21 protein-coding genes are annotated in these 25154 nt (G+C 59.2%); 13 read left to right on the plus strand and 8 right to left on the minus strand.

The genetic code is table 11. The features are described 5' to 3' along the window. Window positions 1-24: 24 nt before the first annotated feature. Both Pan44_RS09290 and mobF read right to left on the minus strand, forming a co-directional pair. Window positions 25-432: a hypothetical protein gene (locus Pan44_RS09290; protein WP_145029447.1), complete on the minus strand. Its 408-nt coding sequence runs from the start codon at window positions 430-432 to the stop codon at window positions 25-27. After that, complete coding sequence (gene mobF, locus Pan44_RS09295; RefSeq protein WP_145029449.1) at window positions 425-3043, minus strand: MobF family relaxase; 2619 nt, start codon at window positions 3041-3043, stop codon at window positions 425-427. Before mobF ends, Pan44_RS09290 begins: the two co-directional genes overlap by 8 nt. A 287-nt stretch (window positions 3044-3330) precedes the next feature. Here mobF and Pan44_RS09300 point away from each other — a divergent pair, with 287 nt between their 5' ends. The 5 genes from Pan44_RS09300 (at window position 3331) to Pan44_RS09320 (ending at window position 6112) form a co-directional block, all read left to right on the plus strand. After that, window positions 3331-3678: a hypothetical protein gene (locus Pan44_RS09300; protein WP_145029451.1), complete on the plus strand. Its 348-nt coding sequence runs from the start codon at window positions 3331-3333 to the stop codon at window positions 3676-3678. Between the two features lie 95 nt (window positions 3679-3773). Further along, complete coding sequence (locus tag Pan44_RS09305; protein ID WP_145029453.1) at window positions 3774-4148, plus strand: hypothetical protein; 375 nt, start codon at window positions 3774-3776, stop codon at window positions 4146-4148. Beyond that, window positions 4145-4462, plus strand: coding sequence for a hypothetical protein (locus Pan44_RS09310; protein ID WP_145029455.1), 318 nt, complete (start codon window positions 4145-4147; stop codon window positions 4460-4462). Before Pan44_RS09305 ends, Pan44_RS09310 begins: the two co-directional genes overlap by 4 nt. Before the next feature lie 661 nt (window positions 4463-5123). Further along, window positions 5124-5795, plus strand: coding sequence for a ParA family protein (locus tag Pan44_RS09315; protein WP_145029457.1), 672 nt, complete (start codon window positions 5124-5126; stop codon window positions 5793-5795). Between the two features lie 8 nt (window positions 5796-5803). After that, window positions 5804-6112, plus strand: coding sequence for a hypothetical protein (locus Pan44_RS09320; RefSeq protein WP_145029459.1), 309 nt, complete (start codon window positions 5804-5806; stop codon window positions 6110-6112). A gap of 6 nt (window positions 6113-6118) precedes the next feature. On the opposite strand, the gene Pan44_RS09325 is transcribed toward Pan44_RS09320, so the two are convergent. Further along, entirely contained in the window at window positions 6119-7162 is a 1044-nt protein-coding gene (locus Pan44_RS09325; RefSeq protein ID WP_145029461.1) for a replication initiator protein A, read from the minus strand. Between the two features lie 637 nt (window positions 7163-7799). On the opposite strand from Pan44_RS09325, the gene Pan44_RS09330 reads away from it, so the two are divergent. The 5 genes from Pan44_RS09330 (at window position 7800) to Pan44_RS09350 (ending at window position 14121) form a co-directional block, all read left to right on the plus strand. Next, window positions 7800-9527: an N-6 DNA methylase gene (locus Pan44_RS09330; protein WP_197453969.1), complete on the plus strand. Its 1728-nt coding sequence runs from the start codon at window positions 7800-7802 to the stop codon at window positions 9525-9527. Continuing rightward, on the plus strand, window positions 9514-10227 hold the full coding sequence (locus Pan44_RS09335; RefSeq protein ID WP_145029465.1) for a hypothetical protein: 714 nt from the start codon (window positions 9514-9516) through the stop codon (window positions 10225-10227). Before Pan44_RS09330 ends, Pan44_RS09335 begins: the two co-directional genes overlap by 14 nt. A 97-nt stretch (window positions 10228-10324) precedes the next feature. Then, window positions 10325-11566 (plus strand): SIR2 family protein, encoded by a 1242-nt coding sequence (locus Pan44_RS09340; protein WP_145029467.1) that lies wholly within the window; start codon window positions 10325-10327, stop codon window positions 11564-11566. After that, entirely contained in the window at window positions 11518-13383 is a 1866-nt protein-coding gene (locus Pan44_RS09345; RefSeq protein ID WP_197453970.1) for an ATP-binding protein, read from the plus strand. The genes Pan44_RS09340 and Pan44_RS09345 overlap by 49 nt, the downstream gene beginning before the upstream one ends. Window positions 13384-13485: 102 nt before the next feature. Then, entirely contained in the window at window positions 13486-14121 is a 636-nt protein-coding gene (locus tag Pan44_RS09350) for a hypothetical protein (RefSeq protein ID WP_145029469.1), read from the plus strand. 252 nt (window positions 14122-14373) lie between these two features. On the opposite strand, the gene Pan44_RS09355 is transcribed toward Pan44_RS09350, so the two are convergent. Together Pan44_RS09355 and Pan44_RS09360 are read right to left on the minus strand one after the other, a co-directional pair. Next, complete coding sequence (locus Pan44_RS09355) at window positions 14374-14775, minus strand: hypothetical protein (RefSeq protein WP_145029471.1); 402 nt, start codon at window positions 14773-14775, stop codon at window positions 14374-14376. A 16-nt stretch (window positions 14776-14791) separates the two neighbouring features. Continuing rightward, a complete protein-coding gene (locus Pan44_RS09360) occupies window positions 14792-15850 on the minus strand; it encodes an integrase core domain-containing protein (protein ID WP_145029473.1) in 1059 nt (352 codons plus the stop codon). A gap of 398 nt (window positions 15851-16248) precedes the next feature. Between Pan44_RS09360 and Pan44_RS09365 the strand changes: the two genes are divergently transcribed. After that, entirely contained in the window at window positions 16249-17421 is a 1173-nt protein-coding gene (locus Pan44_RS09365) for an ATP-binding protein (protein WP_145029475.1), read from the plus strand. Window positions 17422-17426: 5 nt separating this feature from the next. After that, complete coding sequence (locus Pan44_RS09370; protein WP_145029477.1) at window positions 17427-20462, plus strand: type III restriction-modification system endonuclease; 3036 nt, start codon at window positions 17427-17429, stop codon at window positions 20460-20462. 36 nt (window positions 20463-20498) lie between these two features. Here the strand turns inward: Pan44_RS09370 and Pan44_RS09375 are convergent, their stop codons facing one another. From Pan44_RS09375 to Pan44_RS09385, 3 genes are all read right to left on the minus strand, one after another. Continuing rightward, window positions 20499-21419, minus strand: a complete 921-nt coding sequence (locus tag Pan44_RS09375) for a tyrosine-type recombinase/integrase (RefSeq protein WP_197453972.1) — start codon at window positions 21417-21419, stop codon at window positions 20499-20501. 258 nt (window positions 21420-21677) lie between these two features. Next, a complete protein-coding gene (locus Pan44_RS09380) occupies window positions 21678-22580 on the minus strand; it encodes an ArdC-like ssDNA-binding domain-containing protein (RefSeq protein ID WP_197453973.1) in 903 nt (300 codons plus the stop codon). A 256-nt stretch (window positions 22581-22836) separates the two neighbouring features. Next, complete coding sequence (locus Pan44_RS09385; RefSeq protein WP_197453974.1) at window positions 22837-23151, minus strand: hypothetical protein; 315 nt, start codon at window positions 23149-23151, stop codon at window positions 22837-22839. Window positions 23152-23860: 709 nt separating this feature from the next. Here Pan44_RS09385 and Pan44_RS09390 point away from each other — a divergent pair. After that, window positions 23861-25138, plus strand: coding sequence for a DUF2130 domain-containing protein (locus tag Pan44_RS09390; protein WP_145029481.1), 1278 nt, complete (start codon window positions 23861-23863; stop codon window positions 25136-25138). Window positions 25139-25154 lie beyond the last annotated feature (16 nt).

The raw sequence follows: 25154 nt of genomic DNA on the forward strand, positions 1-25154 counted from the left end.
AGCTCCCGTTCGGCGGAGCGAGATCTAGGGCGTGATCGAGTCAATCACGACTAGCCGGTCATCATCTGAGAACTGATCCAGCTGCGGTGATTCCTGGATGAAGGTCACCTTGTGCCGGCACAGGCCTTCAAAGAGTTTCACGCCCGGCTTCACCTCTGCGTTCAGGTTCCGTCCCTCGATCTTGAACCGGTCGCCGGCAAAGGTGAGGAAGAGCCCCTGGGAAGGGTTGAACTCGATTTTCTGGAGGTAGGCATAAGGCAGTGCGGTGATGTTGCCGTTTCTGCGGCGAAGCTCCAGCGCAATGGCACGGTCACGGAGGCCCCGCAGCCAGCCGAAGGCGACATGATCGTCGATCGCCCCCTCGGGATCGGACGGGGCTGTGCCCACGTCGCCCTTCGGCCTGAACCTGGCAAGGATGTCGGCCTCAGCCATGGCTCAGCTCCAGCTCACGTTCCCTTGGTCGCTGCGGCTCGCGGATGGCGTCCGGCGAGAAACCGCGACCGCCGCTCACCAGCTCGATGGCACTCATCCGCTCGTCTGACTTCCGGACGGCCGCCAGGAACTCTTGGCGATTGTCCACGTAGAAGACCGCCGACCGCTTTCCGCGGCTGGCCGAGACGTAGAACTGCCGCTGGTTGCTGGCTGCCTGCGAATCCCACGACTGGGCGACGAAGACGCGATCGGCATCCGCTCCCTGAGAGGCGACGGAGGTATGTACATAGCCCAGCGCGAGATGCGAATACTCCCGGGAGATGGTCCCCTTGTCCGTGACCAGATCCCCCTGCCCGTTGAACGCACGGACGCGGACCAGGTCGCCGTTATTGATCGCCCGGCCTTCGACCGTCCTGCCGTTCTTCGTGACGCGGAGCAGCTCGCCTTCGGCAATGCGGAGCGTCCGCTGCCGGTACACCTGAAACCGTGCGGCCTGATCCGCCGGCAGATGCTCCCGGTCAACCCGCACCTGCTGTCCTTTCCGGACGCCCTTCGCGTTCTGGTGATACACCAGCACGTCGGAGGGCTGGTAGTTGCTCGCGTCGCGGCGCTCGGCCTCGGTGAGGTTGGCATTCACGAGCACGGAAATCGTCTGCTCGTCCCGGCCGAGGAGTCCGGCCTCCTTCAGCCCGTCGCGGATCTCGCTCGTGACCCTGGCCCCTTCGACATGGGTCGGGGCGATGACAAGCGCCGTCTCGCCGAGCTTGACCGTGGCGAGATAATCCGCCGCCAGCTGCCGGTAGCGGTCCTGTGTGGGAATTTCACGGATCCAGTCCAGCGCATCGAGCTTCCGGAACCCCGCCACGCTGTTGCCCTCGCTCAGATCCCGGATCGCCTGCTTGTAGTCTGTCCGCTCCTGCCGCTGGATCTCGGTGATGCTGGCAGGCTTCAGTCCCGCCTCGTCCTCCAGCAGGCGGAGCGCGTCACCGCGTTCAACACTGCCATGCTGCCGCCGGTCGCCGGACAGGATGAGCCGGGCGTCGAGCCTGTCGGCAAGCTGGAAGATCCGGTTCATGGTCCGGGTGCCGATGAGGCCGGCCTCATCAACCCAGATGACCTGTCCTTTCAGCTGCTGCTGCAGCTTCTCGTTGCCAAGCAGCATGGCCACCGTATCCGCCTCGGCGAATCCCTTCTCTCGCAGCACGCCTCGGCTGGCCTTCGCGGGCGGTGCGAACGCAAACACCCGGTGGCCGTTCGACTCCAGCGCCTCTTTCGCTTCCTCCATCATCGTGGTTTTGCCGACACCGGCCGCCCCGCGGATCAGGACGACGCGGTCGCGTGACTTCAGCACATGCTCGACGGCGTTCTTCTGCCCCTCATTGAGCCAGCTGCGCCGGAACTCGTACCGGCCGCTTCCGAGCGGCCGGTACATCCCTCGCCCGCTTCTCGCGAATCCGAGCATGGCCTGCTCTTCGGCGAGGATCTCGCGGGTGCTCACCAGCGTCCGTCCATCGCGGGCCGCAAACAGGAATCCCTGCCGGCGGTACTGGTCCTCGACCGCCTCGATCGAGGCCTTCCCGCCGGCCCGTTTGAACGCCTCAGCCAGAAGCCGGCGCTCATCGACCGTCGAGCTTCGCTCGAACAGATGATCGGCCGCGTTGATGACCGCTTCACGGGCGAGCTCGCGCTCCTCACGGACCCGTTCGCCGCCAAGCGAGATGGAAACGCGGGAAATGGCGTCCTGCTCCTCCGGCGAGAGTCTTGACGTCCACTCTTCGCGGAGCTGGTCCAGCGTCATATTCTTCGCCTTCCGGTTTCGCGTCTTGGCGCCAAGCTCGGCCTTGGCCTTGGGATCGGTAATGCCCTTGTCCCTGGCCTTCTGCTCGATCTCCGCCGTGCGGCGTGAGAACTTCCGGATGGTCTCGCCCGTGATGCCTTCAATCTCCCAGCCATCCTTCGTCCGCTCCGTGGCGAGGCCCAGCTCGCGGAGCTTCGATCCCATCCGGGCCTGGAACCGCGCCTCGAAATACGGTGCGTCGGCCTTGAGGTCTCCGACCTGGATCGCCTTCCAGCGCTTCTCTTCCGCGTCGAAGGTCGCGTTCATGACGAAGCAGTGGGCATGCAGCTGGGGATCGGGGACACCGTCCACCGGTCGTGAGGTCAGATGCACGTACTCGCCCCAGACGGCGTTGCCGGTGGTCCGGTCCTCGTCCCGGCCGCCTTTGCGGACCCGCGCCGCCACTTCCGATTCGATTTCGTCCATCGTCTCGCGAACGGAATCGCGGAAGGCATCGAGCAGCCGCTCGTCGCCGGTAAGGCCGTAGACCAGGCTCACGCTCTTGGGCACGCTGAAGGTGAAGTCATAGCCGACCCGGCGTTCTTTCTTCTGCCGCGCGGTGAGCGTCTTTCCGGTCTCCGGGTTGATGTTGTCGCAGAGCGCATGCCAGTCCTTCTCATCGACCGTGCCGGACAGGCCAAGCAGCTGCGCTCCCTTCCCCCGCCATTTTCCGGCCAGCTCCTGCTCCTGGCCGTCGATGTAATAATCGGCCGACTTCGCCGTGAAGTAGGACTTGGCCTGGCTGGAATGGCTGGCTTCGGTGATGCGCAACATGCTGGCACTCTATGCAGCATGAAACGCGAGAAACGTCAATCATTTATCGCCTGTCACGACTTGTCCCGAATTGGCACAGTCTGTCACAGTCAAAGGAGTTTCAATTGGTTAACACCGGACGGTGCGGTGATAGGGCCCCGGCCCTATCAATTCCGCCAATGGCCTGCGAATGAACCTCCAGGCCTTTGACCTCAGCCCTGGCACGTCCCACAATCCCCGGCTTCGCATGCAAGACCGGAGCCGTTGCGGCCATCCGGTCCTATCCCCGTTCACTGCAAGGAACCCTCATGGCCAAGAAAGCCGCCGCCGGTAACAAGAGCCAGGCGATCCGCGACGCCCTCGCCGCCCATCCCGACAAGTCGCCGAAGGACATCGCCGACCTTCTGACCGAACAGGGCTTCAAGCTGAACGCCCAGTATGTTTCGACCATCAAGAGCAACATGAACCGCAAGGCCGGCGGCGGAGCCGTCCGCGTGATGCGGAAGAAGCCCGGCCGTCCCGGCCGCGGCGGTGCAGGCCTATCTACCTCGGGCGGCACGCTGGACGCGGCGCTTGCCCTGATCAAATCGGCCGGCGGGATCGAGGAGGCAAGGAACGTGCTCGCCACGATCGAGCAGATCCGCTTGGCGTTCTGATTCCCTCCATTCGCGAGCGGCGCCCTCGGGCCCGGCGCCGCGGCCGGGAAGACCGGGCTTCGAACAAACGGGCCGCCCGCCAGTTCGTCAACGCGATGAACGAACTCCACGCCCGCTCCGCCTATATCTATGACGGCTGGGGAGTTGTCGGCACGCTCATCGACGGCAGCAAGGGCCGGATCACGTCCATGGCGGATGCCGTGATCCGGAGCCGTTCCCGCCTCCACTCCGCACCGGCGAAGAAGCTTCCCGCGGATCCCGAAAGAATGAATGGCAAACGTGCTGCCTGGGCCGACCTCGCCGTCACCGCCTTTCAAGCAGCGACCGGCACGGACGAGGAAGACGCGCTGGGCGACCTACTTGCCGACCTCATGCATTGGGCCGACCGCGCCAACTACGACTTCGAGCTCGCCTTTAACCGGGCCCAGGATCACTATGCCGCGGAGACCGGCGAAGGAGACGGCCAATGACCCGGTTCGTCGAGCTTTCCGAAGAGGAGTTCGAGCGGCAGTTCAGCCTCGTTCCCAATCACCTGAATCCCAATGCCAGCTGGAGCTTCGACGATGCCCGCGGCTGCCTGTTCGAGACTTTCGGCGACGAGCTGGATTTCATCCGCAGCCAGCCGGCCGAGAATGTCTGGACGCTGGTCGACGGTGACGATGGCGACCTGTACCTGGTAAGCGGTGTCCACGTCGTGAACCGGATCGGCTACCTCGTGACGACCGAGTCGGTGGCTCTCGACATCCATGTCGAGGTCCGGTTTTCGATGGAACGCGAGGAGTGACGCCCCGCAACTCCGACCGCGCACAGGCCCGCCCCCTTCCGTCCGATAACGGCGGACGGGTGCCGGGCAGCGACGGCTCCGCTACGAGCTATTTGGGGCTCTTCGCTCCGCCAGAGGCGTTCCGGCCGACTGCACGGCGTCCTCACGGAGACCTCCTCAGGTCCCTAAAGGCATGCCCGATTCCGCGTCTGTTGACGAATGGAATAGAGCTTCGTCGCGGCCCTAAAGCCGCTTACTCAGCGAACTGACTGAAAATGAACCAGCAAAATGACTTTCAAGCAGACGTCTCCCCTAAGCGTGCTTAGGACGCCTTTCACCGTGAAAGAAGGAAGGAAAGCCTTCATGAAAGGTGGAAAGACTGCCGGAAAGAAAGCATGTCAGACTGACAGAAAGAAAGACGGAAAGAACGACAGATTGACGGACGTCTGTCATGACAGATTGCCAGCATGATGGAATGACGGAAAGCCTGAAAGCTGTCTTGCTTGCCAGCGGTCTTGCTGTCCAGATTGCATGATTTCTTTCACGACATATTGCCACGTTGCCAGCGTGCTGGCTTGCCAGAACTCTGGCCCTCCGGATTGCCAGACTGATGGCCGTCTGGCTCTCCAGCATGCAGGAAATAATGCTTGCCAGATTGCCAGAACCGCGCTAGGTTCGGCCCATGATTATCGTCGTCGCGAACTCAAAAGGTGGTGTGGGCAAGTCAACGCTGGCTGTCCATCTGGCTGCCTGGCTGCATTCCCAGGGTCACCGTGTAACTCTCGCGGATTGCGACACACAGCACTCTTCATCTGAATGGATCAAAGAGGCCGCTCCCGAGGTTCAGGTCGTGCGGCTGGATGACGCCAAAGAGATACTCGACCAGCTGCCGCTACTCGACCAGGAAACGGACTTCGTCATTGCCGACGGTCCGGGCAGCCAAACGGAGACCAGCCTGGCACTTCTTCTGCGGGCTGAACTGGCAATCGTGCCGTGCAAAGCCTCCATGCTGGAGGTGAGGGCGCTCGCAAAAGCCACCGACGTTCTTCGTCAGGCCCAGGACATCCGAAAGGGGCTTCCTTCGGCCGTGATCGTGCTCAGCATGATCGGGAAGAACTACCGCCTCACGCAGGACATGAAGGACGCCGCGGCGGCACTGAAGCTTCCGCTCGCCAAATCCGCAATGACGCTCCGGCAGATCTACGCCGACGCGCCGGGTCAGGCAAAAGTTGTCTGGCAGATGGGTTCGCGCGCCAAGGAGGCGGCCGACGAGGTGCAGCAGATTTTCCATGAGATCCTGCCGAAGGCTGCGATCCGCAAACCGGCGAAAAGGCCGGGGACCAACGCAGCGTAGGAGGGACCATGGCCGACCGCAGATCACTCGTTGAGGGACTGAAGCAGACACCGGCAGTCGACCCGGAAATCGAGCGCCAGTTTGTCTTCCGGAACAAGACGCAGAAGCCGGCAGAACCGAAAGAACAAGCGCCCGCCAAGCCTGCTCGTGCTTTAGCTCGTACGCCGCTCAGTACCAGGATTCGGGCCGATCTGTCAGCAGCGTTGAAACGAGCCTCACTGGAGCGGGAGCTCAACGGCATTGAGCCTTACTTCATCGGAGACATCCTCGATGAAGTGCTGGAGCCTTGGCTTAGGAACAACGGCTACATCACCTGATCACCGTTACGGGTGAGGACTTCGCTCAGCCCGCTTCTTGCAGAATCCAATGAACGCCGCTTCGGGATCCCGCGGCGGTTCCGTGAGCCATTCCCTCCATTCCCGTTCCAGGAAGTAAACATCCCAGCCAGGGGCGACGCTCCGGGCATGGTTGTAGACCTCCGGATCGAGGCCGCGAAGCGGAATCTGCTCGAATGGCAGCTCGGGCGAGGGGACGCTGCCGCGGCTCCGGAACGTGACGATGTCGCTGTCGTCGAGCATCACGGAATAGTCAGGCATGTGCCCGAACTTCTGGTCCTCTTCCACGATATTTGAGACCAGCCGGCGGAACTCCTTTTCTGTCGAGCAGGAACCGCATTTGTGCTGGAGACGCTGCAGAGAGATCTTCCACTCCTGCTGCTTGCCGCAATGCTTGCGGGCGAGCTCGTACATGCGGCGTTCCAGCGGCTTCCGCAACCGAAAATAGTCCCGGTGCAGCGTCAGCACCTCCTGGGACTGGATTGCGTTGAACACCCAATCCGAGAGCTTGATCTCGACTTCCTGCATCCGGCCTTCGCGGGTTTCCCGGACGACTTTCGCCCGCTCGATCAGGCCAAACACTTCGAATGTCTCCGTGCCGCCGGTCACGATGTTCGTGCTGATCTGCGTACCGCGAAGCCGCTCCAGGGCCGCTTTCAGCGCCGTGTAGCCTTCGCCGCTGGTTACGCGATTTGTCGCGCGCAGGAGATCGTGTGCCTTGAACCGGACGACGGAGGAAAGGGGCTTTCCGTCGTTCAGGGACGCCATGAGCTGTGAAATGCAGTAGATCAGGATGTCGCGGTCGTGGACGGTCGCCAGGCCTTGCGCCGAAGGCGCAATCTCGATGAACACCGATCCGTGCTCGTAGCGTCTCGTGCGGTGGTCCGGCTTCGTCGAAAGTGAGAAGATGGGGTGCTCCATCGACGCCATGTCGCCCTTGGGAGCAGCATCCAGAATGTCGCAGGAGAAGAAGTCCGGCGCCGCACGACGGTCGGGGAGAAGAGGGGAGCGACTGCGAACTTCCTGGGTCATGTGACGACATTCGTCATTTCACCCACCAAGTCAAGAAGATTCGTCAGATCACCCACCGGCCCTCGTCATTTCACCCACCGGTGTGGCGCTTTCGTCAGATCACACACCGTTTCGTCATTTCACCCACTGGAAAGCGCGCTTCGACAGATCACCCACCGCCCCTGAGCTTCGACAGTTTACACACCGTTTTTCGTCATTTCACCCACCGAGTTTCGACAGTTTACCCACCGGGCGTTCCTGAAAAGAACGGCGGTTCAATCGCTTGCGCGTCGTTATCCACAGCGTAACTCTATTCTAACACTAGTATTTAACACTCAGGACCGATCGCAGAAGCCTGTGGAAAACTTCGGGACCGCCGTCGGGAGGCACGTCTTCCCAAAAAACATCCTCTCCGGAGCGCGGGGAATGTCTGCAGGATGGCATTCAGGGGGAGATCGACGGTCGATCCCGGGCGTAATCGAACGGCTTCTCTTGCCGATCGTTCTGGCTTCAAAGCACTTGACCGTAGCCCGTTGATGTGGCTCTCCTGAACCTGAGCAGTAAGCAATCTCGCTTCGCTGTTTCTCGGTCAATGGGTATCTTTCTTGGACCGAAGAGGGCGAATTCCCGCCACCGAAGGAGTCGAAGGCGACGACACGTGAAAGTCCGGCCATCCGCACAGCTGCTGATCTTTAGCGGCAACGACGAGGAAGAAGCGAGCCCGCACGCGAAGGCTCTCGGTGCGTACTACACGGACGTCCAAATCGCCGATTTCTTGACCTGGTGGGCGATACGATCGCCAGAAGATCACGTCATGGACCCGTCATTCGGCGGTGGCGTGTTCTTGCGGGCGGCGTGCCGGCAGATCCGGAAACTCGGGGGCGAGCCGAAGACCCAAGTTTTTGGCGTGGAGATTGATGAGGAGGTCTTCTACCGCATCAGTGGAAAGCTTGCCGAAGAGTACGGCCTACAACCAACCCAGCTGCAGAACGAAGATTTCTTCCGGGTCGAGCCTCAATCACCTTGGCGAATGTCGGTGATCATCGGAAACCCGCCGTTCATTCGTTACCAGCGATTCACCGGACGGAGCAGGGAGCGAGCGTTGGCACGGGCGTTCGCCGAAGGCATCACCCTTCCGAAACTCGCAAGCTCCTGGGCGCCTTTTCTTTTGCATTCGGCAGCGATGCTCACCGAGGGCGGCCGACTCGCCATGGTGCTACCCGTTGAAATCACCCACGCCAAATACGCGCAGCCGATCCTGCGTCACCTGCAGCGATCGTTTCGAGCGACGACGTTCATCACCTTCAAATCAAAACTCTTCCCCGACCTCAGCGAAGACACGTTGTTACTTCTCGCTGAAGGAAAGGGGCACGGTCCTGGGGAGTTCCGTCACCGTGACTTGCAGCACGCTGGAGCCCTCGCCGAGATTGCCAAAGGTCGATCCGCAAAGCAGGTTCAGTCGGAGACGATCAAAGAAGCAGACGAGATCGTTGCCGGCCGTCAGCGATTGATTGAGCAGCTGCTACCCAGCGACATGCGGCGGCTTTACCGACAGCTAGCCGCTGGAAACGACAGCAGTCGATTAGGCGAGATCGCGAATGTTGGCATTGGTTACGTGACCGGAGCTAATGATTTCTTCCACCTAAGTCCAGACGAAGCAAAACGTTTGGGGATTCCTGCACGCTTCCTGAAGCGCGTTGTGCGTCGTGGTAGGTCGATTTCCGGCCTCAAATTCACCGAGCAAGACTGGAAAACCGCGTCCGCCAACGGAGAAGCCGCGTACTTGCTCTACCTGCGGCAAGGTGACCCACTTCCCGACAACGTCCAGAAATATCTGGAAGCAGGGAAGCGGGCAGGCGTCGCCGAAGCGTACAAGTGTCGGTCACGTTCGCCATGGTACGCCGTCCCGCACGTCCACCGTCCCGACGGATTCCTGAGTTACATGAGCGGTGAGACGCCGCACCTCGTTTCCAACGAGGCGAAGGCGTTCGCGCCGAACAGCTTGCACATCGTGCGGATGCGAAGCGGACAACCACATTCCGCAGCAGGGCTCGCGGCGCTTTGGCAGACCTCGATGACGCGACTCAGCGTCGAAATCGAAGGACATGCGCTTGGCGGCGGAATGCTGAAACTTGAACCCGGTGAAGCGGCGAAGGTCCTACTGGCGAAGCCGGAAACGGCCGCCGATGAACTCGAAGAACTCGCCGCGGAACTGGATCTGGTGAGTCGGAAGTCGGGTACAGATGCGGCCAGGAAGAGGGCGGACGAGCTGATACTCTGCCGGTCTCTTGGGCTCAGCCGATCGGATTGTCGGTTGTTGAATTCGGCCGCTGAACTGTTGCGCGATCGCAGGATGCGTCGGAGCAAAAGTCATGAGCTTGCTTGATGCCGTAAAGGATGCAGGTGTCCTTCCGATCGAAGCCCTGCAGTCCGAGAAAAAGCGATACTCTGAGCGACTCTCCGCGGAGCTTGCCCGGCAGATGGCCGCTGGATTGCGGCAGATTGGTTTTGACGGGACTAAGCCACTTCCTGGCGGTCCTGGAGAACGGGCATTCCAAGGCGGCCTGGGGCCGAAAAAAGTCGACGTGAGCTACGCCGACGAGCAGCATGGGCTGAAGCTCGCCGTCTCAATCAAGACGATTACATCGCCGCCCTACGGCAAGAATCTGAAGAATCGTTTTTACGATCTCTGCCCCGAAGGCATCACACTTCACCTGCGATTTCCGTATTCGGTCATTTGCGCACTGTTTTGTTTGCCGGTCGCGGCCAACCAGGACACCAGCGCTGGCCGGAAAGTGTCGACGTTCGAGCGTGCAAGAAAGCTGCTCTCAACGATCAGCGGACGACGGGAATATACGGATCCAGGGGAGAAGTTCGAGGACATCGCCATGCTTCTCTTCCAGCCACTCACAGACGATCCGGCCACCCAACCTTGGGTCAAAGTGGTTGACGCACTGACTAATCGCGAGATGACGGAGGCGGAATACTTTGAGAGCATCCGGCAAATTTACAACCGCCGGAATCCGCATGCCGCCATCGGTGAGGACATGCTCGATTTAGACTCAGGCGAAACCATGGGGGAGTGAAACGGCAATAGCGGCTTCACCAGTCATTTGACATTCTGCTGAAACCAGGGTTAGATCAACTTGTAAATCGCATTCAACCGTTTGCGGGCTAGTTTCAATGGCGCAGCCGTCTATCCTTCCTCTCGGTGACGAATCGCAAACCATCGTCGCTGCAACGGCTGGTCAGCCTGAATGTATTCAGTCAGAACTCTCTCTGATCCCGCCAGACATGTCGGCGTTTCGAGAGCCGGCCATTGGCATCTACCTTCAGGAACTCGAAGGACTGTTGACCCAATGTCGAGTTGCTCTGTTGATGGGCGCTGGCTGCAGCAAGTGCGCGGGCGTGCCATTGATGGACGAGTTGACATCGATCGTGAGCCGACGTCTAAACGGCACTTCACTGGAAGTTCTCACTGGTGTCCTCGAAGGCTTCGAAGGAGCTCCTCGTTGCACAATCGAGGACGTCATGAGCGAGATTGTGGACTTAGTAGCGATCGCAGAGAGGCGCGCCCTTCGCGGGGCAGCAGCCCCGACTGTATCAGTCAACGGGACGTCGTTCTCAAGCGATTTGCTTGGCACTGCACTGGACGACGTGAAGCGGGAAATCGCGAAGGCCATCATCGATCCCTCGAAAAACAAGCACATTGAGACACACCGGGCACTTATTCGGACAATACACGGCACACTCCGGGCCGGGCGAGCTTCGACATTTCCACACGCAGTAGACTATTTCACACTCAACTATGACACGCTGATCGAAGATGCGCTGTCCCTCGAGCGAATCACCACCGTAGACGGGTTTCAAGGCGGCGCAACCGGGTGGTGGGACGTCAGTCTTTACCAGCAGCAAGTTGCGTCGGCCCGCGTTTACAAACTGCATGGATCAATCGATTGGTGCCTCTGCGATGACGACATTCTTCCGCGTCGCATTCGAGACGGAGTGGCAGTCGCGTCACGCAAAGACCACTTAATGATCTGGCCGGCCGCGACTAAGTATAGGGAGACGCAGCGAGACCCCTACGCTCAGCTGGTATCGCTCATGCGACGGAGCCTTCGTCCTGATGCCAGCGAAATCGTGTTGTGCATTTGTGGTTACGCCTTCGCTGACGAGCACATCAATTTTGAATTGGATCGAGCTCTCCGCGAGTCTAACGGCAGGCTGACATTCGTCGTATTCACTAGCGACGACGCTCCTGCCGGACAGTTGAAGCTCTGGAATGACGACCCACTTCTCAGTGAACGAGTCCGTATTCACGCAAATCGTGGCTTCTTTCATGCAAGCACTGCCTACAGCACCGAACACGATCTTCCGTGGTGGAGATTCGAAGTGCTAACACATTTGTTATCGGGCCATCGATGACTGCAACCCCGCGTACGCCGAGCGACCCCATCGAGAATCTAGCGATTGGCAGGATCATCGAGGTTGATGGTCCGCACGTTGTTGCGGAGCTCGATGCTAAAATCTCGGAGCTCACTCGCGTCTTTAATGGAGTGCTGTATCCCATCGGTCAATTTGGATCGATTGTGAAGATTCATTTCGGGCGACGAATGATCTACGGATATGTTTCACGACTGCGCATGAAGGCCGACTTCAATCGAGAAAGAGGCATCGCTGCTGACGGAACTTCTTCTGCACGAATCATAGAGGCCGATCTCTTTGGCGAGGGTGAGTGGACAAACAATGGGGGGGGCTGGAAACTCGAATTCGAGCGAGGAGTTTCGACATTCCCATTGCCGCAGCAGGGAATGTACCTGACCCCGCGTAATGAGCTGGCAGACGTGTTTGGCCGGGGCAGCGAGCAGAGCTTTGAGATTGGCGAGCACGTGGGAAGTGGCGGAACACCGTGCTTTCTTGACTTGGACGAACTGCTAGGCAAACACACGACTGTCTTAGGCTCCACCGGCTCAGGCAAATCAAGCGCGGTCGCCGGGATTGTTCATTCGATTCTTCGACATGGACAAGCGTTGACCTTTCCGGTTTGGATGCCGAGGATAATCATCCTCGACCCGCACAACGAATACGGCGGCGCGTTCCACGGGCACACTCGGCTGTCGACTGACGAGGGAAGTCTGTCACTGCCGTATTGGATGCTCGACCTAGAAGAGACAATCGCTCTGTACGTCGGGAAAACAGAGTTCGCTGCGACATCCCAAACAAACATCGTCAAAAATGCGTTGCTGTCGGCGCGGCGGGCCGGTGCCGCGATTGTCGGTGTCAACCCCGATGACATTACTGTCGATTCTCCGATTCCCTATGTGTTGGGTAACCCTGTCGGATTAGACAATTTTGGATCACGGAATGGTGCGTTGGACAAAGTCGGATTCGTTGGGCAAATAAACGAGCAGCGGCCAAAGGACAGTAAGGACAAATCGAAGCACGACGATTTTAACAAGGTGGTCCGCAAGCTAGAGAGCTTATTACGCGACTCTCGTCTCAAGTTTATGATGCGGCCGTGGAACGGGGAGAAGTCAACCGGCGATCTATCGAATGTGCTGCAGCAGTTTCTCGGCAAAGGTCACCCGGTGTGTGTATTTGACCTATCGGGCGTTCCTAACGAAGTAGCGGGCGCGGCAAGTTCGGCAGTTGCGCGAACATTGTTTGCGGCAAAGCTGTGGCAGACTGTGGAAGAAAGAGCGCGAAACCCAGTCCTACTCATCTGCGAGGAGGCTCACAGGTACGTTCCAGACAAAGGGGACGCGCAATACGCCGCTGCACGGCACGCCATCCAGCGGCTCGCAAAAGAAGGTCGAAAGTATGGAATCGCTTTGATGCTGGTGTCTCAGCGACCCAGTGAAGTCGATGCAACAGTCCTATCGCAGTGCAATTCATGGATTGTTTTGCGGATTACCAACGATTCCGATCGCGAGCACGTGAGGGCGATTTTGCCTGATTCACTCGTGGGGCTTACAAAAGTGCTATCAGGTCTCAGGCAACGGGAAGCAGTAGTTGTTGGTCAGGCAACAGCTCTGCCCTCGCGAATCCTCATCCGAAAGCTAGAGGAACATCAGTTGCCGCGTTCCAACGACATTAGCTTCTCGACCGGGTGGCAGTCGCCTCATCTGGACTCGGCGTCTCTCTCGATCGTGGCTCGACGTTGGCAAACTCAGGAACGGCTGGCCGCTGAGTTGTCATCAATGGCTGATGGCCCACCATCAGAGGATGCACCGCCGTTCTAAGGCGAACGATCAGAACAATGATGACTCAGCGACAACTGGATGCTGTCATCGTTAGGCACTCGGGAGATTGTCTGGCGCTCCACGTCATTTCGCTTCAACGCAATGCCTGAAAATCTGCGATCACGATTGGAAACAGCCGCTCAGCTTGGAACTGTCCTTGGTGGGATCGCCTCGGTTGCCGGAGCTTTTGTCGCGTGGTGGATCGGTGTGCCGACCGTTGAACTCGCTAGGAGATCGCTGCAAGTCAGCCAAGAGCTTGAAGCCGCGCGCCAGCGGCGGGAAAGCTTGCCCTTCGTGATGATTACTCTGCTTACCCAGGAAGTCCCGATCAAACGTGAGCCTGGCACGGACCGACCCATCATCGGTCTCGAGCAAGGATCACTGACAGGGATCCGAAATGTCGGCAAGGGTACGGCATTCAATTGCCGCGCCCTCTGGGAGATTTCGTCGGTGTCTCGAAAGGACGGGCCTTCCGAGAACGTAGTTGTGTCAGAAAAGGAATGGTCTACCAGGCCCTTCGTGATCCAAGCAGGTGAATCCGCTTCCTTGTACGCATTGCCGACAGTTATTGAAGACGTCAACGACGTCCGATCAGTCCAAGGGCAGATCATCTTGAAGTGCGACGATGAACATGGCGACACTCACGAGAGTCGACAATCGTTTCAGCTCTTTTTCGCGGATCCTGATGCTCGGTCGAAAGCGCTTATCGTCTTTGAGACGCTCAATCTCCGACCGTAGACTCAGGGCGAGACCCGCAAATAGGCTACCGTTGGTACAGATTTGGTACAGACGTTGGCCGTGCGAGAGCTCAGCGAGTAAAATGCGACCGCAATACGGCAAGCAGTGGACTTCGCCGTAACCCTTTGTCCCGCAACGTCACAGCCGCGTCACTGAACGCTGTCACCAACCAAGCCCGACGATTGAGCGACCGGATTCAAAATCCGGTGCCGTCGCCCCCCCCCACAAGCGATCCTGGCCGCGTCGTGGCACTCAGCGATGGCTTTTCATCGCGACAATACGCCTGTCCGCCAAGATGCGACTCTGGAAGGCGATTTTGAGATCAACGGCCTCGCCCAAGGTCATCGTCATCCCACGAGTCGCGAACTCCGTGGCATAGCGTCGTTCATTAACGCGGAAAATGCCTCGGGTGCCAGTCCGAAATGTCGCCTTGATCGGGAAAACTGGTGACTTGCGAATCCGATGTTCTAACCGTCCGAGGTCGCACCGGAATTCGATGGACTCATCTCCGATTCCGGCGAGTATCTCGTCAGCTGCTAATAGCACGCTTTTCATCGCAGCGGAGAATGCGTGCTTAGCAACGTCTTCTGACTTTGCCATTTGAGAAACCTCACAAAGACGATTCGAAGGATTATCGAATCGATCGGCAGACATTCGTCGTGCCCGGTGATTAGGCTGCCTTCCGCTCGAACGACTTGACCAGCCCCCCGACGTAGGAATTTATCTCGATCCGGTTCCTAATCGGCTTCTCCACCTCCTCTGGAATTTCGCCCAGCGGCGGCAAGTTCGCTCGCTCCATGTGGGCTCTCTGACCGTTGTAGTACGCGAGAAACTGCTGGACCAGATAATCGAGATGCCGGTTGCCGAAAAGTATGAACTTGAAGAGAAGCTCATGCTTGATCGTCTGGATAAATCTCTCGCAGCGTCCATTCAGATTTGGTGACGCGATGGGGAGCGGATTCGTTCGCAAGCCGCCTTGCTGACATGCAGCGGTGAACGCACGCGAGAACTTGCTGTCCCGATCGTGCATCAGGATGTCCGGCTTCTTCTCACGATCCTTGGTCTTCGCCAGGAACTCCTTCGTCTGGCGGACGACCCAGGCCGAGTTCGGATGCTGTGTCGATTTCGAGACGATCGCCTCCCGTGTTTCCAGACACAGAAAAGCCATCAGATAGGTCGTCCGCAGGCCCCGTGTCGTGAGCGTCTTCACCGAGAAGAAATCGACGGCCCACAGAGTCTCGGCATGGCGCTTCAGGAAGTTGTCCCAAGAGTCAGACGTGCGGTTGGGCCGTGGCTCAATCCCGGCCTCCTTCAGGATGTTCCGGACTGTCTGCCGGCTGATCTTTCGGACGCCCAATTTCCGAAGTTCTCCAAGAATCCGGGTGTACCCAAAGGAAGTGGTTGCTGCTATTTCCAGAACTAACTCGCGAATCTCTCGAGGCTTCCGGGAACCACCCTTCGGGCGCTTCATCTCCGGCTCATTCTCGTCACGAATCCAACGGTAGAACGTCGCGGGCGTGACGAGTGTGATGATCTCCTCGATGCCCTGGCCCAGCGTTTTCCCAAGCTGGAGCAGCCGGCGTCGCTCATCAGGCCTGGTGTGCACCTGGCCCTTGATCCGTGTGCGGAGGATCTTGTTCTCTTCCTTGAGGAACTCGACATACCGGGCCAGATGGCGGTCGGTGACAGAGGCGATCAGGGCCAGCAGTGGGTGGTAAATCGCCGCCATCCGAGTATCGTCGCAGTCTGTACTGTGGAACGTGGTTACACATTCCTTGTACAGCGCTGTGACCCCGTCCAACGCCTGCTCGCAGGGTGTTTGGAATGGCTCTTTTCAGTCCAATGGTTGAGCAGCGTTAAAGTCGTTGCGACTGGCGAAGTTGACCGGCCAGACCTAGTCCGAGAATGGAGCTTCGGACCGCGATGTCGAAGCTTGAGCCGCTTGTCCGAGTTTCGTCCGAGAATGGGCTGTAAACGCTTCGAAAAGCTTATAACATCTGGAAAGTGAGGCGGCTGAAGGCTCGCCCACACACTCTTCGCAACTTCAATTCAGAAGGCGACTTCAGAGGACAACGGTCACGAAGCGGTCGAAAAACTCGTTCGGCCTACGGAACCGAAGGCCGCGATGTGCTGGGAATCGTCGCGGATGTCCGACTCGTGCGGGAAGACGCCCAAGACCTGGTGGAAATCCGCGTCGAACCCTACCCGAACCCGATTAGCTACAAAGGCGAGTATCACGTCCGCAGCGGCAGCACGAAGCAGGAACTCAAAGGGGCCGCTCTCGACCGCTTCCTGATGCGGAGATACGGCCGGACCTGGGACAGCGTCCCGGCGCCGGGCGTCACGATCCGGCAACTTTCGGCGACGGCGTTTGGCACGTTCCGCAAACTGGCCAAGCAGAGCGGGCGGATGACGGCGGCGGACCTCAAGGGCTCACGCGAGAGTCTGCTGGAGAAACTGCGGCTCGTGGAAGGGAAGTATCTCACTCATGCCGCCGTGCTGTTGTTTCATCCTGAGCCACAACGCATTTTTACCGGGGCGTATGTGAAGATCGGTTTCTTCCGCAACGGGAGCGACGTCGTCTATCACGATCTGATCGAAGGCGATCTCTTCAGCCAAGCCGCGAAGACGGTGGAGTTGATCCGCGCCAAGTACATGAAGGCGGCCATCACCTATGAGGGCATTCACCGGATCGAGACGTATCCCGTTCCCTATGAGGCGCTCCGCGAGGCCGTGTTGAACGCCATCATCCACAAGGATTACGCCGCACACGCTCCGATCCAGATCAAGGTGTACGAAGACAGGATGTCGATCTGGAATCCCGGCCATCTTCCCGAGAACTGGACGCCGGAAAAGGTGATGCAACAGCATTCCTCCAAGCCGTTCAATCCCGAAATCGCCAACACGTTTTTTCGCTCTGGCGAGATTGAGATGTGGGGGCGTGGAATCGAGCGGATGATCGAGGAGTGCCGCGCCGCAGGTTTTCCTGCTCCCGTCATCAAATACGACGCAGGCGATTGGCGGACGGAGTTTTCGTACCCGAAATCGGTTCTGGAGCGGCTGGACGGGGACCGGGCAGGAAGCGGAGAGCAAAAAACGCGGGTGGAAACGCCGGGGAAAACGCCGGTCAAAATTCTCGCAGTTTTGAAGGACCACCCCGAGTACAGCCTGGCGGAGGTTGCCGCCGCGATTGGGAAATCACTCAGTGCGGTCGAGCGGGCGGCGGCCAAGCTCGTGAAATCGGGCAAGCTGCGCCGCGTCGGCCCCGCCAAAGGCGGTCACTGGGAGATTCTTGAGTGAGCATCATGAAGCTGCAATTCAAAAAACAGGGCTACCAGACGGCCGCCGTCGAGTCGGTGGCTGATTGCTTTGCCGGGCAACCGAAGTCGGCCGGGATCAAATACCGCATCGATCCGGGCCGAACGAAGGATGCTCGGCAGATCACGATGAAAGAGGTCGACGAAATTGAGGGGTTCAAAAACTCCGATCTCGCGATTCCACCGCAGCAGGTGTTGCAGAACATTCAGGCGGTGCAGCGGCGACAGAACCTCCCCGAGTCATCTGCACTCGCCCGGACCAATGTCAGCCCGATCAATCTCGACGTCGAGATGGAAACCGGCACCGGCAAGACGTACTGCTACATCAAGACGATGTTCGAGCTGCACGAGCGGTTCGGATGGGGCAAGTTCATCGTCGTCGTTCCCAGCATCGCGATCCGCGAAGGGGTGAAGAAGTCGTTCGAGATCACGGCCGAGCACTTTCTGGAGACCTACGGCAAGCGGGCGCGGGTGTTCATCTACAACTCGAAGAGTCTGCATGAGATCGAGAGCTTCTCGTCCGACGCCGGGATCAACGTGATGATCATCAACGTCCAGGCGTTCAACGCGACCGGGAAAGACAACCGCCGCATTTACGAAGAACTCGACGACTTTCAGTCGCGGAAGCCGATTGACGTGATTCAGGCCAATCGGCCGATCCTGATTCTGGATGAGCCACAGAAGATGGAAGGGAAGAAGACGGTCGATTCGCTGGCGAAGTTCAATCCGTTGATGATTCTCCGCTACTCCGCCACGCACAAAACGGAACACAACAAGATCCACCGGCTGGATGCCCTGGACGCCTACAACCAGAAGCTGGTCAAGAAGATTGCCGTTCGCGGCATCTCCGTGAAGGGGCTGAGGGGCACGAATGCCTACCTCTACCTGGAATCGATCCAGATCTCGACGAACAAGCCGCCCGAGGCCCGCCTGGAACTGGAGACCAAGCAGGCGGGCGGCATCAAACGGGTCGTCCGAAAGATTGGCCGCAACGACAACCTGTTCGACCTGTCGGGCGGTCTCGATCAGTACAAGGGCTTCGTCGTCGCCGACATCGATGCCCTGAAGGATACCTTGAGTTTCACCAACGGCGAGGAGCTTCAGGCCGGAGACGCGACCGGCGATGTGAACGAGGCCGCGTTGCGGCGCATTCAGGTCCGCGAAGCGATCCGGGCGCATTTCGAGAAGGAACAGGTGCTGTTCCACCAAGGCATCAAAGTGCTGACGCTGTTCTTCATCGACGAGGTGGCGAAGTACCGGCAGTACGACGACAACGGCGAGCAGCCCGGCGAGTACGCGAAAATCTTCGAGGAGGAGTACGAAGCCCAATTGCAGGAAACTCTGACGCTCTTCGGCGACGAGTACGACAGATACCTGAAGGGGATTCCGACGGCGAAGACGCACAACGGCTACTTCTCGATCGACAAGAAAACCAGCCGCCTCGTCGATCCCGCCACGAAGAAAACGGGCGAACTGAAAGGAGAAACGGAGGACGTCGACGCCTACGACCTGATCCTCAAGGACAAGGAGCGGCTACTGTCGTTCGAGGAGCCGGTGCGGTTCATCTTTTCGCACTCGGCCCTGCGGGAGGGGTGGGACAACCCCAACGTGTTCGTGATCTGTGCCCTGAAGCACAGCGACAACACGATCTCCCGCAGGCAGGAAGTCGGTCGCGGAATGCGACTGTCGGTCAACCAGCGGGGAGACCGCATGGACGACCTGGCCACCGTTCACCAGATCAACGTCCTGACGGTGGTCGCCAGTGAGAGCTACAAGGAGTTCGTCGGAGCGCTCCAGAAGGACATCAGCGAATCGCTGTCGGCCCGGCCAAGAAAGGCAGACGAAGAGTTTTTCACCGGCAAGGTGCTGAAGACGCCGACTGGCGACGTCGCCGTCACTCCCCAGATGGCCAAGCAGCTCTACAAGTATCTGCTCAAGAACGACTACACGGACGATGGGGACCGGATCACGCAGCTCTATCACGACGCCAAGAAGAACGAAGAGCTGGCGCCATTGCCGCCGGACCTGGCCCCGCACGCGGCGCAGGTCTTCTCGCTAATTGACAGCGTCTTCAGTGAAGCCCAGTTGCCGGAAATCGGCGATGACCGGAAAGACAAGCCGAATCCGCTCAGCTCCAATTTCCACAAGAAAGAGTTTCAGGAACTGTGGAGCCGCATCAATCGCAAGGCGGCGTACACGGTGCATTTCGAGACGCCGGAACTCATTCGGAAGTGTGTTGTCACGCTCGACAAGGAACTGAACGTCGCTCCGCTTCAGTACACCATCCAAAGAGGGGAGCAGGCGGATGAGACGACCTTTGAATCATTGCAGGAAGGGGAGGCGTTCGAGCTGAAGGAGACAGCCAGCGGCTCGCTCAAAGCCTCGGTTCACTCTGCCGTGAAGTACGACCTCATCGGCAAGCTGGCCGAGGAGACGAAGCTGACCCGGCGGACGATCGCCGAAATCCTCCAGGGCGTCACCAAAGCGACGTTCGGCCAGTACCGAATCAATCCCGAGGATTTTCTGCAGAAGGCCGCCCGGTTGATCAACGAGCAGAAGGCAACAGTCATCGTCGAACATTTGACCTACGACATGATCGACGAACGGCACGACAGCGACATTTTCACCCGCGAGAAGCTCAAGGAAGATTTCAGCAAAGCGATCAAGGCGGACCGCCACATCTATGACTACGTCTTCACCGATTCCAAGAACGAGCGGGAGTTTGTTCGGGAACTCGACACGAGCGTGGAGGTCGTCGTCTACGCCAAGTTGCCGAAGAGCTTCACGATCCCGACGCCGGTGGGCCACTACAACCCGGACTGGGCCATCGCTTTTCAGGAAGGAGTGGTGAAGCACGTCTATTTCATCGCCGAGACGAAGGGCTCGATGTCGTCGATGGAGTTGCGGAAGATCGAGGAATGCAAGATCGACTGCGCCCGCAAGTTCTTCCGCAAGATCACGTCGGACCAGGTGAAGTACGACGTGGTCAACAGCTACGGGAAGCTGATGGAACTGGTGAAGTAGGGGCCGCGACAGACCGATTGCCTTGCTTGTCGCGCGTCAAATCAGAATCCGTTCCACTTCATCGAGAGACAGTTCGTCGCTCGTGCGGTCGTAGAGTTTTGTCGTGCGGGGTGACTCGTGTCCTGCGATCAGCTGCGCCTTTTCGATGGTGCCGCCATTTTCGAGATACGCCGTAATGCCGGTGGCTCGAAATGTGTGACAGCACAGCCGCTCTGACAAACCTGCCGCCTGCACCCGTCGCTTCACAATGCGGAGCGCGTCCTGCCGGGTGAGAGGGCGTTCAGACAGAAAACCCGAACGTCCGATTGCCGTGCGGAAGAGGGGGCCCTGCGAATCGTCGGCCTGGCCTCCGGCTTCCAGATACGCATCGAGATCATCCACGACTTTATGGTGGGCCGGGACTTCGAGGAACTTGCCTCCCTTTTCATGCAGTCGAATCCAGGAGCGTTTGCCGATGTGGTAGTAGTCTTCGACCTTCAGGGCCGTGACGGCGCTCACTCGGGCGAACGTGAAAATCATCAAGCTGATCAGAGCCCGGTCCCGGAGGCCGACGGCCGTCGAGCAGTCGATGCTGTCGAGGAGCTGCCGAGCCTCTTCGGCACTGAGGACCGGAGTCTTGCCCCGTTTCACGACATACTTCGGGCCCCGGACGGACGCCGCGGGATTCGATGCAACAACCTGGCCGGTGACGAGCCAGTCGAAGCACATTCGAATGGCGGCCAAGTGCTGCTTCACCGTTGGCGGAGAATAGATCGTCATCAGGTACTCGACATACGCCGCCACCTGGATCGGTTCGATCTGTTCGAGAGACGCATTCCGATCGCCCGTCCACGCCAGAAAATCAACCAGCGCCCGGTGGTAGGCGTCGCGAGTATTTCGGTTTCGGATCTGGGCGGTGAAGAACTCCAGGAACCGGCGCGTCGCCTTCTGCCCGGCGTCAACAATCAGAGAGGGCAATTGAAGGCCGCCTCTTCGGGACGTCGGAAGAACAGCATTTGAGGAACGGCGGTCAGCGGTCATTCAGCAGTCAGAAACGTGATCCATAACGTCCTTTATGGATCGCATGAAATCGCTCCCTGACGCCAGCCAGCATCGACACGGCTCGACAACAGTTCACGGTGGTCCGGAGCCACCCCGCGGCATTTCCTGACGGGCGCGACTATTGACGAGCGGAACAGGAAGGAGGCTCGATGGCGTGCAGCAAAGCGAACCTCCTCAAATAGCAGCCGCCATTTCGACGGATACAATCTCCTGCGGCTCGATGACAACATCGGCCGGGGTTTGTTGCAACTGCGACAGAATCGAAGTCGAGACTTTCTGGATCTGCTCCAAGGACTGCTGAAGCAATTCCTTGTCACCGTTGTAGAGCCGGATGTAGTCGCTCGACCGCGTCCGGCTGTCGACCCCACTGGCATGGCAGACCACAAACGCGACGGCTTCCGCTTCCGTCTCGCGGATCGTCTTCGTCGTCTCTTTCCGGCGTTCGCCGCGATGAAGCAACTCGTGAGCCAGCTCATGGGCCAGAACGGAGAATGTCTCTGCCTGAGACAATGACGGTAGAACCCGGATCCGTCCCCCTTCGGAGACTCCGAGCGCGCCATTGTCGATCCCCTCGTAGCTCAGACTGATGCCGTGGCCATGGATCACGGCCTCCAGTCGCTGGAGCTTCTCGCCAGGATCACCGGAGATGGTGGCGAACTCCGGCAATGGCTTGCCGTCGGTCTGACTGACGTCGAACACGAAGGCCAGCTTGAAGCCGCGAACGCGACGTCTTGTGGATTTCTCGTTCCCCTCTTCCGGCGATTCGTCGACGGTCGACTCCTGTGCGGCATCGTCCGTCTGTTTCTTCCGGAAGGCCATGGGAGCAAGGATCGCAATCCCCCTCTCTCCAGACTTCACGAACCGGCCGAGCTGTTTCCAGCGCTGGAATCCGGCGACGTGAGTCGCGTCGGGCTTCTGCAAAGCAATCAGGATGCAGTTCCCGAAGGAATACTGATGGAACCGCGACATCGTCTGGAGATAGGCGGTCAGTTGTTTACTGTTCCCCTGTTCCAGCGCGGCCGCCAGTTCATCGAACGCAGCAGTTGCACGTTCCTGGATCTCGTCTTTGGTGGGCATGAGTAGACTTTCTGAGTGGGACGAAGCGCAGCAGGCGCTCGTCATTGAGAACGGGAGTGAGCGGCTCGAAGCGAGGCACTCACGAAAACCTTGGATGCACGCCATCGGTCTCCGGCCTGGCCGCTGGATTGGCGACGCCGGAGCCGAGGGGCTGTTCCCGTCTGCTCAGAAGCCCGATTGCGAAAGAACACTCAGAAAGAAGAGAGGCGGTGAGTGCGTGTCGGAAGAACCATCAGGTCTTTGACAACATCATCACTTACCGCGCCGAGCGTGCCGCCGTCCGTTCGGGACGGTTGGAACGCCGCTCGGAGTTCCGGGAATTGTCCTGGGACGCTTCCTCCCGATCACTCGCGAGTCGCCCGTGAATCCAAGTGAAAGCCTGGTCCGCGAGTTTCTCGACGAGCGGGAGGTCGTCCCGGCCGAAAGAGCTGGTGCTCTCCCAGCGGTCGTCCTGTTTGTAGAGCCGGGCGAAGGTGACGTTGTAACGCGTCCCCTGCTCCGTCGAATTGCCCCACACGACAGCCTTGCACTTCCCCAGACGAATTTCGTGAACAGGTCGATCGTTCGGCATTGGATTCTCCTTTCGAGTCCAACGAGGAATGAAAACCCTTCACGCACTTCCGCCTCTCGGTCAGACGACGAAGATTCCGCCGACTCACCGAATGCGGTGGTGCTCTGTCGTGGTTATGGACGGCCAGGCTCGTCACGTGCGCTACGAGCCGCCATTTGAATAGCCGCGGGCGCTGTGGCAGCCTGACCTTCATCCAGCGAAGCGGAGTCAGGCTCTGGGGGGACCCACCCTGGCGAGGAATAGCTGGATCTCGCGTCAGAGGCGGACCCCGTCGAGGAATGTCTTCGACGGGGCCGCCCAGCGACGGCCGAGAGCATGGGAATCATTGTGATTCCGGCTAAAATGAACCCCGCGTGGCGGGCCATTCGCTTCGCAATCGGACGCGGTTGTCATTCCCACCAGGACTCGAGGCTCGATTCATTGATCCCAGCGGCGGTCATTGCCGTTGGATCGTCTGTTGTTCTCCGCGGTGATGGAAAAGGTTTGGGCTTCAGTGAACGTGGGCCCTCGAATCACGTTCACACTCCTCCCCTCCCTTGATGGCCCCCTCTGATGCGAGCCATGCCTCCAAAATCCCGGGGTCTGGGGCAGCGCCCCAGGGGGGACCAGAATCATGACGAAGACTTTCGATCGACTGCTTCATTCTGAGCACTGGTTGAGGTAACGATCAGAGACGCCCGGCTGAACGCCCACCAGGAGTGCATGACGCATGACGACCGATCCGACTATCACCTGCCCATCCTGCCAGACCGAGATCAAGCTGACGGAATCGCTGGCAGCCCCGCTGATCGAGACGACGAAGAAGCAGTTCGAAAAGCGATTGGCCGACGCCGACGCGAAGATGCAGCAGAAGGAGGCGTCGCTCCGGGAACGCGAGGCCGATTTGGCAAAAGCCCGCGAAACCATCGACGAACAGGTCGCGAGCAAGCTGAAAACAGAACGGAACACGATCGCGGCCGAAGAAGCCAAGAAGGCCCGCGCGGCCCTTTCCCTGGATCTCGACCAGAAGTCGAAAGAGATCGCTGAACTCAACACGGTCCTGAAAGCCCGCGAGGAAAAGCTGGCGGAGGCCCAGCAAGCTCAAGCCGAACTCATCAGGAAGCAACGCGAACTGGACGACGCCAAGCGAGAACTGGAGCTGACCGTCGAGAAGCGGGTTCAGGAATCGCTCGGGCGAGCCCGTGAGCAAGCCAAGAAAGAGGCAGAGGAAGGCCTGCGGCTCAAGGTGGCCGAGAAAGAAGAAGTCATTGCCGGGATGCAGCGGCAGATTGAGGATCTGAAGCGCCGGGCCGAGCAAGGCTCCCAGCAGTTGCAGGGGGAAGTTCAGGAATTGCAGTTGGAGAACCTCCTTCGGACCAAGTTTCCGCTGGATCAGATTGAGCCGGTTCCCAAGGGGGAGTTCGGCGGCGATGCCGTGCACCGCGTCCACGGCCCGGTGGGCCAGCGCTGTGGCAGCATCTTGTGGGAATCCAAACGAACGAAGCACTGGAGCGGTGGTTGGCTCGCAAAACTCCGCGAGGACCAGCGCACGGCGAAGGCCGAGCTGTCGATTCTCGTGTCGGCGGCACTCCCTGACGGCGTCGAGTCGTTCGACCACGTGGATGGCGTCTGGGTCACCTCCCCTCGCACGGCGATTCCCGTGGCCATCGCTCTCCGGCAGACGCTCATCGAACTGCACGGCGCGCGGCAGTCTTCCGAGGGGCAGCAGACCAAGATGGAGCTGGTGTATCAGTACCTCACCGGACCACGGTTCCGTCACCGAGTTGAAGCGATTGTCGAGAAGTTTTCGGACATGCAGGCGGACCTCGATAAGGAGCGAAAGACGATGACCAAGCTCTGGGCCAAGCGCGAGGAACAAATCCGCTGCGTCATCGAATCAACGGCAGGGATGTACGGAGACCTTCAGGGAATCGCGGGAAAGTCCGTGCTTGAGATTGAGGGCCTCAACCTGCCACGGCTGGATTCGCAGCAGATGGATTCTGAATGAAGAGGCTTTGAGACGA

Source organism: Caulifigura coniformis, from assembly GCF_007745175.1.
Taxonomy (GTDB): Bacteria; Planctomycetota; Planctomycetia; order Planctomycetales; family Planctomycetaceae; genus Caulifigura; species Caulifigura coniformis.